The organism is Listeria rocourtiae FSL F6-920, assembly GCF_000525975.1.
GTDB lineage: Bacteria > Bacillota > Bacilli > Lactobacillales > Listeriaceae > Listeria_A > Listeria_A rocourtiae.
This window is the reverse complement of the sequence record NZ_AODK01000004.1, coordinates 71,651-81,707: the sequence shown is the minus strand read 5'-3', so window position 1 is coordinate 81,707 and position 10,057 is coordinate 71,651. Positions and strand designations below refer to the sequence as shown.

Here is a 10,057-nt window from a genome sequence, read left to right as displayed (position 1 = left end):
TATGCAATTAGAGAAATGGGAAGACGGGAAGCTTGATAGCGATAAGAGAGACCGTTTCAATCGCAATGTAGACAAAATGAACGATGCTATGTTAGAAATGGATCGAAATTTTGCCGCATTGGAGAAGAAATTTCACAATGTAGTTGTTGAGGCATCAGGTGATGATAATTCAGAAGTGGTCGGAATGAGAACCAATTTTAACGGAACCTACTTTGATTCTGCAGACTTGCGTTTGACTGCTACTGAAAGAACAATTGCAAGCCAGTTAGCAGCGCAAAATATTGAAATGGATGTACTGAGAGCTGATAACATAGAGATGCGGCAACTTATTTCTGCTTTGTACGGCGCAACAGAGGGCAATTTAGAAATTTATGTAGATGCTGCGAAAGGCGACGATGTAGCAAATGACGGTAGCTTTGCTCAACCATATAAGACATTAACAAAAGCGGTGGCACAAATACCGCGCGCTATTAATGGTAACTCTGTTTATATCACGCTTGCCCCAGGCTATTATGATGAAGATGTATACATTAAAAATAAGCAAATTTCAGCAATCTATATTCGTGGTTCAAATCATGAAACAGTAGATCCTGCTAATAAGCAAACTGGCGTATTCCTAAGGCATTTGAACATTCAAGATTGTACTGGTTACCTGTTTATTAAAGGGATTAATCAGCTTAATGCTGACAAAGTGCCGGAAGGAAAAGGAACATTCATGTTTACGAGGTGTTCTTATGCCAGTGTGGGCTTTTGTCGTTTCGATGATGCGAAAGCAAAAACAAATAGCGTTCCAGCTGTTGTTATAGACGGTTCGCGAGGTGGTGCTCATAATAGTTATTTCGTGAATCAATATGCTGCGCAAGTAGATCAATACACATCTCATTCTAGCTTTCCTTACACTAACGGTGGAACTGGAAATATTTATGCAGTTATCTCCAATGCGTCAATTATACAAATATCCGGCACATTAAATGTAGCTGCTACCACACAGAAGTTAGAACAGAACGGAGGGAAGATATTCTAATGGCTGAAAATAATAAAGTGTATAAGGACTTAGGAACAGAGTTAGAAATATCTAGCTCACATCAGAGTTCAATCGATTTAAAAGGTAGTTTCTCAACCCAAGATATTCAGACGGCGCGTTTAATATTCCCTATTGAAAAAGATAAAATGCCCTTCCCACTGAGTTCTTTGACAGCATCTATTTACATGAAAGGGAACGACTTTGTTTTACAAGATACCTGCAGTATTAATAAAGATTTGAGCAAAGTAAGCTATATTTTGGATGATGATACGATTAAACATTTTGGTTCTGTTCAAGCAGAGCTATATTTGCGATATAACCAGGGACAGTCTTTATCTGTTCATAAATTCCATTTCAAAATTGACCAGGCGCTTGTAGATCAAGATTTAGATGTTATCTATCAAGTATACATTCGTGATTTGGAAGATGTGAAGGCGGAATATATCGCAAATTTTGAAAACCTGGACACAGAGTTACGACAGATGTTAGAAGGGCTACGAGTAGAAATTACAGGACTTGAAGGTGATTCGGATGCATTGAGTGCAAAACTAATAGCGTTGGAACAAACATTAATTGCGATGGATGCGCTGAAAAAGTCAGGGGATACAGCAACAGGAACAATAAATAATACGGCGGAAGTGGGATATACAGTTAGTTATGGATATTTACGGCATTATGTCGGAGTGCAAACGTCTGGCACTACGATTAGAATACAAATTGGTAGCTCAGCAACTAGTTGGGGTAAATATGTTGATATCGTAGTCGGAGGAACAGAAACGGTTGGCGATAATGAATTTTGCATTTTCCCGATTAGTCCGACAGCGGCATACGCGATAGGTATTGCCCCTGTGGGTACAAAATGGTCTAAATCTATAATAAATGGCGTAGAAAAAGTGGCATCAAACACAACAAATATGAAAAGTGTTGTTGAAATTGGTAGGAATAAGGATATTGGCTTTCTGGGGATTAACGGATCAAACGCTTTAACCGATGCAATCGTTTCATCTAACGATGACTTTAACAATGTCTTGGAATTTGGACGAAACTATTACATTTCGGCAAGTGCCAAGAATGCCCCTGTGGCGGTTGGAACGGATACGGCAGGGTCAGCGACGGCTTATGTACGCTCAGTAAGCTCTATTGGACAGGTTTATTATCATTATAACGGGCGCTTGTTCTATCGCTATATGCGTAACTCTCCACTAGCGCCATATGTAACCTCGAAAACAGACGCAAATGGCTGGGTAGAGTTTGAAACGGTCGTGGGCGCTCAAACGAAAGCAGACAAAGCGCTTTCTGATGCCAAAACAGATGCTACAACGAAAGCAAACACGGCGGAAACGAACTCAAAAGCGTATACTGACTCTTACTTTGCAAGTAAAACGATAGCATCAAACCTCGCGATTTATTTAAGTGATACACAAAGTTATACATGGAATCACGCGAACATGAAAAAGGGTATGTACATTGAAGTTGTACGGTACACTGTTGGAACTGGTTCAAACGACTATGGTTATTTTGAAATTTTTGTTTCGAAAGATTTCATTGAGCGCAGATTAGGAAAAGCATGTTGGTTGCCAATTCCGCAATCGGCAAGCGGTGAAAAGAAAGCTGTTAAGTTTGCAATAAGCGGAAATGTTGGTACGTTAACGGGTTATGCGAGTAATGCGACATCGCCTGATTCGGCGTGGGCAGTATCTAATTTGAGAATAGACTAGAATGGAGTGATAAAAATGGCTAAAGCGTTTGTAAAAATTGGTGCGGACGGCTATGTAAATGAGTGGGTTGCGCCTAAGGAAGAAGATGGCTATATGCTCATTGAATCGGATGATTCGCTGGTTACTAATATCGATTGTGTAAAAATCGTCAACGGCGTTGCGGTGTTGGATAAAGAAAAGCAGGAAGAACTACAAGAAGAAAATAAAGAAATGATAGAAATGCTTGAACAAGAAAAAGCAATGTATGAATAAACGCCGAATAGGCGTATTTTTTATGGAATGAAAGCGGGTGAAGGGATGAAGGCGAGAATTTATAAAAATGCGCTGGGGTTGATATTAGGAGGGCAAACACTTCTGTTTGGTCTTTTTTTTATTGTTTCATAAAGATTTTATGGAGACCAAAGGGGCATATGAGAGTTTTACAAATGTGATGGATGACAGTCATGCGGCGGCATTACTCATTCTGATTGGACTAATGTATATTTTGTGCGTTCTCTTTAACTGGAACAAGTTAAGAAGATGGGCAATTGTTGCGATGTCATTTATATGGCTAGTTTTTTTCACAGCATTCTTACTTCGTGAAATTGGCGGTTATCCCAATTCTGGTTGGATATTTACATCTGGTTTGAATGTGGCGATTATCTATGAGGCAGTGAAGGAGGACTTTGAATGATTGATTTTTTAAATTCAATTCCTCCAGCGGTTCTCGTAGCAATCATCGGAGCTATGGGAACTTATATTGCAACAAGAAAGAAAAGCAAAACTGATGTGGAATCTATATACACAAAAGAAATTCAAAACATTATTGATGAGTATAATCGCCAGCTAGGCGATCTGAAAGAAGAGATAGCCAAGCTAAAAAAAAGAAAATGCTGAATTAACTTCTATTGTGCAAGGTTTAAAAAATCAAGAGAAAGGAGGTGAATAAGATGGAATTTGGAAAAGAACTTTTAGTTTATATGACGTTCTTGGCTGTAGCAGTACCCTTAGTGGTGCAGGCGATTAAGAAGACTGATGTTATCCCTAAAAAATGGCTCCCAGTAGCATCTATCGCTTTAGGTGTGACTCTTGGGCTACTTGCGCTCGGATTACCTGGTGCCGGCAGCCCCTTTGTGATGGCATGGGCTGGTGGTCTAGCGGGGGCGGGAGGAACAGGAGTATTTGAGGTATTCACTAACCGAGCTAAAAAATATGGAGAGGATGATAAATAATGACATTAACATTAAATTGGCTTATCGAAAAAGCAAACTTACGTTTAAATGTAGCTGGAGTTGAAAAGGATTTAGCGGATCGCACGAGGTATGTTATTCAAAAAGCGCATGCGGAAGGTATCTATATTTGCGTCGTTAATCCTTGTTTCCGTTCAAAAGCGGAGCAAGATGCACTGTATGCACAAGGAAGAACTAAGCCTGGCCAAATTGTTACCAATGCAAAAGGCGGCCAGTCTAACCACAATTTCGGTGTAGCGGTTGACCTTTGTTTGTACACGAACGATGGTAAAAACGTTGTGTGGGAAACTAACACGAAACGCTGGTTACGTGTCGTTGCGATTGCTAAAAGTGTTGGATTTAAATGGGGTGGAGACTGGACAAGTTTTAAAGATTACCCGCATTTCGAGTTATACGATAAAGCAGGAGGAGCTAAAAAGCCAGTTTTGCCAGCTATACCAAATAGCGGTACCGACAAGCCAAAAGGCAAGAAAACGGTGTATGCAAAACATGATTTATATCTACTACCTGAGGGCGATTGGAAAGCAAAATCAACTAAAACAATCCATGAAGGATACGCAGCCGTATTGAATTTTGATGTAACCAGCAATGGTTTTGTGCAGGTCGAGTTTCAAGGGAAGAAATACTTTTACTCAGGAGCGATTGACCCGTACTGGTATACGAAAAATCCAAACGTTCGGTATAAAGCGATAAAGGATGTCCTTACACGTGCTGAAAACAAGTGGGGCGGAGCTGCTTCATTCCGCATGAAAAAGGGCGAAGAAGTGAATGTCGTTGCTATTGTAGGAAACTGGCTCAAATGTTCTAAATCGGGTGTTATTGGCTATCTTCCGAATGACGGTAAACACTTAATTAAAAAATAAAATGAAAGCCTTCGATTAATTTCGAGGGCTTTTTTCTTATGTTATTTTTTGATATACTGAACTTGTCTCAGCCCATAAGTGAGACAAAAAGACACCGATCCGTGTGCAGATCGGTGTCTCATACATATTCCATTTACGCCCCTAATTCGCCCCTAATAGTTCGTTTTTATACCTTGATATACCTTTGTGTTAATTATTTACAAATCTTATTCAGTCAAGCATTACCAACAATCTAACTTTACTAGTGACTACATAGCCTTTCATGTGCTATACTAACGGTTAGGAACAGAACGGAGTGAAAAAATGAACAAAAAAACAAGGTTTGATCAATTTCATTTTCAACCTTTTATTCAGCTTGCCATTGATAAATTAGGTTTTTATGAGCCAACAGAAGTACAACAGAAGTTAATTCCGGCAATTATGAAAGGTGAAAGCGTTGTGGGGCAATCTCAGACGGGAACTGGGAAGACGCATACTTTCTTACTGCCAATCATCCATAAAATTAGAGCGGATAAAGATAGTGTGCAAGCTGTTATTACTGCACCTAGTCGTGAGCTTGCTACACAAATCCATAACGAGATTAAGAAAATTACCAAATATAGTGATGACGAAATTCGTTCGTTGCTCGTTATTGGTGGAACGGATAAGCAAAGAACCATCGATCGCTTGAAGAAGCAACAACCTCATATTGTTGTTGGAACGCCTGGTCGAATCAATGATTTAATTCGTGAGACGGCGTTGCTTGTCCATACAACGCAGATTTTTGTGGTCGACGAGGCCGATATGACGCTTGATATGGGATTCTTAATGGATGTCGATCAAATCGCGAGTAAAATGCCTGAGAGCCTGCAAATGCTTGTTTTCTCAGCGACGATTCCGCAGAAACTAAAACCTTTCTTGAAAAAATATATGGAGAACCCGCGTTATGAGCATATTCAACCCCAAGCCGTTGCGAATACGGACGTAGCGCATCAATTGATTGCGCGTCGTAGCAAGGAGAAAATAGATGTTCTTAAAAATGCGCTCGTAGCTTACCAACCATATTTAGCGGTTGTTTTCACAAATACGAAAGCAATGGCGGATGAAGTGGCAAAAGGTTTGACAGAACGAGGTTTAAAAGTGGCGAAAATCCATGGTGGTGTCGAATCTCGTGAACGAAAGAGGACGATGAAGCAACTAGAAAGTTTGGAATACCAATATGTTGTAGCGACTGATTTAGCAGCACGCGGTATTGATATTCAAGGGATTAGCCATATTATTAACTACGAGTTGCCAAGTGATCTTGATTTTTACATTCATAGAACAGGTCGTACAGGGCGCGCGGGACATTCTGGTGTGGCGCTGACAATATACGAACCGTCGGATGAGGATGCACTAAATCAACTTGAAAAAATGAACATCGAGTTTCAACATGTAGATCTTAAAAATGGCGAGTTTATCGAAGCAGATGATCGTAATCGTCGTAAGAAACGGGAAGCAAAACGCGAAGCTGCAGATCCGCGCGAAATTGGTATGCGTAAAAAAAGCAAAAGAAAAAGGCAAACCAAACTATAAAAAGAAACTAAACTACAAAATGAATGAAATTAAACGTCGCGAGAGAAAAATGAACAAACGTGGGAGGTAAGTAAATGTTAAGATTAGGCTCACATGTTTCGATGAGTGGCAAAAGTATGATGTTAGCCGCAAGTCAGGAAGCAGCATCTTATGAATCGAATACATTCATGATTTATACAGGAGCGCCACAAAACACACGTCGCAAACCGATTGAAGACTTGAACATTGAAGCAGGACTTGCGCATATGAAAGAGCATGGTATCATGGATATTGTAGTGCATGCCCCATACATTATTAATATTGGAAATGCTGTGAAACCAGAAACGTTTGAAATCGGTGTAACATTTTTGCAATCTGAGGTGGAACGTACGGCGGCGCTAGGAGCGAAACAAATTGTGCTGCATCCTGGTGCGCACGTTGGTGAGGGCGCAGAAATCGGCATTAAGCAAATTATCAAAGGTTTAAATGAATCGCTGAAACCAGATCAAAATGTGCAAGTTGCGCTAGAAACTATGGCTGGAAAAGGCACAGAAATCGGTAGAACTTTTGAAGAAATCGCAGCAATTATGGATGGGGTTACGCATAACGAGTTGCTGTCGGTGACGTTTGATACATGTCATGTGCATGATGCAGGTTATGATATTGTGAATGATTTTGATGGTGTTCTGAATCAGTTTGATAAAATTATTGGTTTGGACCGTTTGAAAGTGCTACACATCAATGATAGCAAGAATGAGCGTGGTGCGCATAAAGATCGTCATGCGAACATCGGTTTTGGACATATTGGATTTGATGCACTGAACTATATTGTGCATCATCCGCAGCTAGAAGATATTTCTAAGATTTTAGAAACACCATATGTTGGTGAAGATAAGAAAAATAAAAAACCACCGTATAAGCATGAAATTGCAATGTTGCGTAGTCAAACATTTGACCCAGATTTATTAACGAAAATCATGGCGGCTGAGTAAAGCGTCAATAAAGGAGATAAAAAAATGACTAAATCACTCGTTTTTGGACATAAAAACCCAGATACAGACACGATTTGTTCTGCCATTGCGTACGCAGAATTAAAGAAAGCACAAGGTCAAGATATCGAAGCAGTTCGACTTGGTGAAATCAATAGCGAGACGGCATTTGTATTGGATTATTTTAAAACAAAAGCGCCACGCCTTGTTGAAACTGTTGCGAATGAAGTATCAACGGTTAGTTTAGTTGATCACAATGAAAAACAACAAAGTGTGACTGATATTGATGATGTTACCGTCGTAGAAGTCATTGACCATCATCGCATCGCTAATTTTGAGACGGCAGATCCGTTGTATTATCGTGCGGAGCCAGTTGGTTGCACAGCGACAATTCTTTTTAAAATGTTCCAGGAAAAAGGGATTGAAATTGCGAAAACGACGGCGGGGTTGATGCTCTCGGCGATTATTTCTGATACGCTATTGTACCAGTCACCAACTTGTACAACTGAGGATAAAGAAATCGCAGAGAAATTAGCGGCAATTGCAGGGATTGAAACAGCTGAATACGGCTTGGAAATGTTAAAAGCGGGTGCGGATGTTTCTACTAAAACAATTCCTGAGCTTCTACTTGACGCAAAAGAATTTGAAATGGGCGGTTCAAAAGTCGAAATCGCGCAAATCAATGTGGTAGATGAAAAAGATATTTTAGTTCGAAAAGTAGAAGTTGAAGCGGAAATGAGCAAGCGTATTGCGGATAAAGACCTTGATTTATACTTATTCGTCATCACCAATATTTTGACGAACGATTCAGTAGGTATTGCTTTGGGAAGTAAAACAGACAGAGTAGAAACTGCATATGGCATTGCGTTTACAGCCAATGTGGCACCATTAGCTGGTGTTGTATCGCGTAAAAAGCAAGTGGTGCCAATTTTGACGGAAGTTTTTTCGAAATAATAAGAGATTGAGACAGTTGCTGATTCAAGCGCTGTTTCTTTTTCTGTAAGGGAGCGATTAATTTGGAGATATATCCATTAGAAAGCATATTGTTAAGACAGCAGGTAGCCCTTTGGAATGAAGCATTTTCCGATTATCTTGTGCCAGCCGCTATGACCGAAGCGAGTTTCACAGCGCGAATGGAAAAATTACATCTATCAGCGCAGGAGTCACTCGTCGCAAAAGTTGATGGCGAGGCTGCAGCTGTTATATTGACTGGAACAAGAAATTTTAAAACAGGAATAATAGCATGGATCGGTGGTCTGGCTGTTGTACCGAAATTTAGAAAGAAAGGGATATCCCGCCAACTTTTAGAGCAGTTATTTGTGAGGTATCAAGAGCAGGGCGTGAAAGAGTCGCGTTTGGAGGTTATTTCGGAAAATGTTCCAGCGCTAAAACTCTATGAGAAGGTTGGTTACAAGCCGATTAATGAGCTTATTTATCTTACTGGGAATTTGCAGAATTATGGAGTCGTGTGCTTTCGGTTAGAGGATGTAAGTAATACGGCTGAATATGTAGCCTTAGAAAACGAAGATTTACCGTGGCAAAATAGGATTACAGCGCATCATAAAATTGCGACTATTTGGCAAGATGAGGAGCAGCTAGGCTATATTGTATACAGTCTCTCTGATGACAACTTGATTCTTTTGCAAGTACGTTTGAACCATGCATCGACTCAGATTCTTAGCGTTCTTCAGGCATTTTATGAGATTTATGGAAATATCTCATGTGCCGTATTTAATGAAATCATAACGAGCGATTATCTTCCGGTGTTACTGAATAAAGAATTCAAGAAAGTAGCGACACAAATCCAGATGTGTAAAGAAATCCAGTAAAAAGCGCTTTCTCTAATGGAAAACGCATTTTTAGGTTGATTATGTTTTTTGGCGAACGGGAATGAAATTTGCAAAGAATAAGACGATAGCTAGGATTAAAGCTGTATAAGAGACAATAGTATTCCAATCCATCACACGAATGTATATCCCAACGAATGCCCAGACAAAGACAAGTGGCGCAATCCAGTCGTTTTCACGAATACGGAATGCATAGCCAATCAAGGTAGCTATTATCAGCAATGTAATTGTCCAAACTGTGGTATTAAGTCCTAATAAGCTGGTAACTTCTATCCAAGTGAGATAATAGCAAATGTTTGCAATCGTTGCTACACTGACCCAACCAAGGTAGAGACTGATTGGAGCCCGCCAAACAAATGATTTTGTTATGTTTTTCTGTGCGATATACAATGCAATAAGTCCAATTAAAAGCAGCAACATTACAATAACGGAGCCTAAGAAATAGCCGTAATGCCAAGATACAATCCATAATCCATTTAATAAAGATGTGATGGAGAACAAAAATGCTAGCGCTTTCGTCACATTTTTTCGGTTAAAGGTTTGTGCAATGAGCCATAGGAATAAGCTTACATAAATAACGCCCCAAATAATAAACACGTAGCCTGCTGGTGTAAATAAAACATGGAGCCGATTCGATATTTCTCCCGTTGTTATCCCATTTAGCGGTAAAATATTGGCCAGTGCATTCATGCCGACCATCAAAATAAAGCACAGGTACATCCAGACTAATTTCATTTCAGACACCTCCATATTTGTTGTTTTCCCACTATAGCTGCTTATTAATCATCTGATAAATGATAAATAAGAGTCATTACGATTTACACGACTACTTTTTTTATGTATACTAGGTTAGG

Annotated in this window: 11 protein-coding genes and 1 pseudogene; 11 read left to right on the top strand and 1 reads right to left on the bottom strand. The window is 39.7% G+C overall.

Annotated elements, in window-relative coordinates; all coding sequences use genetic code 11:
• Position 1 precedes the first annotated feature (1 nt).
• From PROCOU_RS01235 to PROCOU_RS16220, 11 genes and pseudogenes are all read left to right on the top strand, one after another.
• Complete coding sequence (locus PROCOU_RS01235) at positions 2 to 1,024, top strand: DUF1565 domain-containing protein (protein ID WP_036069151.1); 1,023 nt, start codon at positions 2 to 4, stop codon at positions 1,022 to 1,024.
• Positions 1,024 to 2,742, top strand: coding sequence for a BppU family phage baseplate upper protein (locus PROCOU_RS01230; RefSeq protein WP_036069149.1), 1,719 nt, complete (start codon positions 1,024 to 1,026; stop codon positions 2,740 to 2,742). The genes PROCOU_RS01235 and PROCOU_RS01230 overlap by 1 nt, the downstream gene beginning before the upstream one ends.
• A 15-nt stretch (positions 2,743 to 2,757) precedes the next feature.
• A complete protein-coding gene (locus tag PROCOU_RS01225; protein WP_051994046.1) occupies positions 2,758 to 2,994 on the top strand; it encodes a hypothetical protein in 237 nt (78 codons plus the stop codon).
• Positions 2,995 to 3,100: 106 nt separating this feature from the next.
• Positions 3,101 to 3,415, top strand: coding sequence for a hypothetical protein (locus PROCOU_RS01220; protein WP_149023598.1), 315 nt, complete (start codon positions 3,101 to 3,103; stop codon positions 3,413 to 3,415).
• Positions 3,412 to 3,618 carry a hypothetical protein gene (locus PROCOU_RS01215; RefSeq protein ID WP_036069146.1) on the top strand — a complete coding sequence of 69 codons (207 nt, stop codon included), beginning with the start codon at positions 3,412 to 3,414 and terminating at the stop codon, positions 3,616 to 3,618. The genes PROCOU_RS01220 and PROCOU_RS01215 overlap by 4 nt, the downstream gene beginning before the upstream one ends.
• Positions 3,619 to 3,671: 53 nt before the next feature.
• A complete protein-coding gene (locus PROCOU_RS01210) occupies positions 3,672 to 3,953 on the top strand; it encodes a holin (RefSeq protein ID WP_036069144.1) in 282 nt (93 codons plus the stop codon).
• Positions 3,953 to 4,834, top strand: coding sequence for a M15 family metallopeptidase (locus tag PROCOU_RS16955; protein ID WP_077913279.1), 882 nt, complete (start codon positions 3,953 to 3,955; stop codon positions 4,832 to 4,834). The genes PROCOU_RS01210 and PROCOU_RS16955 overlap by 1 nt, the downstream gene beginning before the upstream one ends.
• Positions 4,835 to 5,137: 303 nt before the next feature.
• Positions 5,138 to 6,458, top strand: a pseudogene (locus PROCOU_RS01200) (DEAD/DEAH box helicase).
• 4 nt (positions 6,459 to 6,462) lie between these two features.
• The gene (locus PROCOU_RS01195; RefSeq protein ID WP_036069140.1) at positions 6,463 to 7,359 is read left to right on the top strand and encodes a deoxyribonuclease IV; all 897 of its coding nucleotides are present in this window, start codon (positions 6,463 to 6,465) and stop codon (positions 7,357 to 7,359) included.
• Between the two features lie 24 nt (positions 7,360 to 7,383).
• The gene (locus tag PROCOU_RS01190) at positions 7,384 to 8,310 is read left to right on the top strand and encodes a manganese-dependent inorganic pyrophosphatase (protein ID WP_036069139.1); all 927 of its coding nucleotides are present in this window, start codon (positions 7,384 to 7,386) and stop codon (positions 8,308 to 8,310) included.
• Between the two features lie 62 nt (positions 8,311 to 8,372).
• Positions 8,373 to 9,185: a GNAT family N-acetyltransferase gene (locus PROCOU_RS16220; protein WP_051994043.1), complete on the top strand. Its 813-nt coding sequence runs from the start codon at positions 8,373 to 8,375 to the stop codon at positions 9,183 to 9,185.
• Between the two features lie 39 nt (positions 9,186 to 9,224).
• Here the strand turns inward: PROCOU_RS16220 and PROCOU_RS01180 are convergent, their stop codons facing one another.
• Positions 9,225 to 9,938, bottom strand: coding sequence for a tryptophan-rich sensory protein (locus tag PROCOU_RS01180; RefSeq protein WP_036069137.1), 714 nt, complete (start codon positions 9,936 to 9,938; stop codon positions 9,225 to 9,227).
• Positions 9,939 to 10,057: the final 119 nt, after the last annotated feature.

What these genes read in the sequence shown, in the direction of transcription:
- PROCOU_RS01235 (WP_036069151.1), top strand. Translation starts at nt 2, where the DNA reads ATGCAATTAGAGAAATGGGAAGACGGGAAGCTTGATAGCGATAAGAGA.
- PROCOU_RS01225 (WP_051994046.1), top strand. Translation starts at nt 2,758, where the DNA reads ATGGCTAAAGCGTTTGTAAAAATTGGTGCGGACGGCTATGTAAATGAG.
- PROCOU_RS01190 (WP_036069139.1), top strand. Translation starts at nt 7,384, where the DNA reads ATGACTAAATCACTCGTTTTTGGACATAAAAACCCAGATACAGACACG.
- PROCOU_RS01180 (WP_036069137.1), bottom strand. Translation starts at nt 9,938, where the DNA reads ATGAAATTAGTCTGGATGTACCTGTGCTTTATTTTGATGGTCGGCATG.
- PROCOU_RS01215 (WP_036069146.1), top strand. Translation starts at nt 3,412, where the DNA reads ATGATTGATTTTTTAAATTCAATTCCTCCAGCGGTTCTCGTAGCAATC.
- PROCOU_RS01195 (WP_036069140.1), top strand. Translation starts at nt 6,463, where the DNA reads ATGTTAAGATTAGGCTCACATGTTTCGATGAGTGGCAAAAGTATGATG.
- PROCOU_RS16955 (WP_077913279.1), top strand. Translation starts at nt 3,953, where the DNA reads ATGACATTAACATTAAATTGGCTTATCGAAAAAGCAAACTTACGTTTA.
- PROCOU_RS01210 (WP_036069144.1), top strand. Translation starts at nt 3,672, where the DNA reads ATGGAATTTGGAAAAGAACTTTTAGTTTATATGACGTTCTTGGCTGTA.
- PROCOU_RS01230 (WP_036069149.1), top strand. Translation starts at nt 1,024, where the DNA reads ATGGCTGAAAATAATAAAGTGTATAAGGACTTAGGAACAGAGTTAGAA.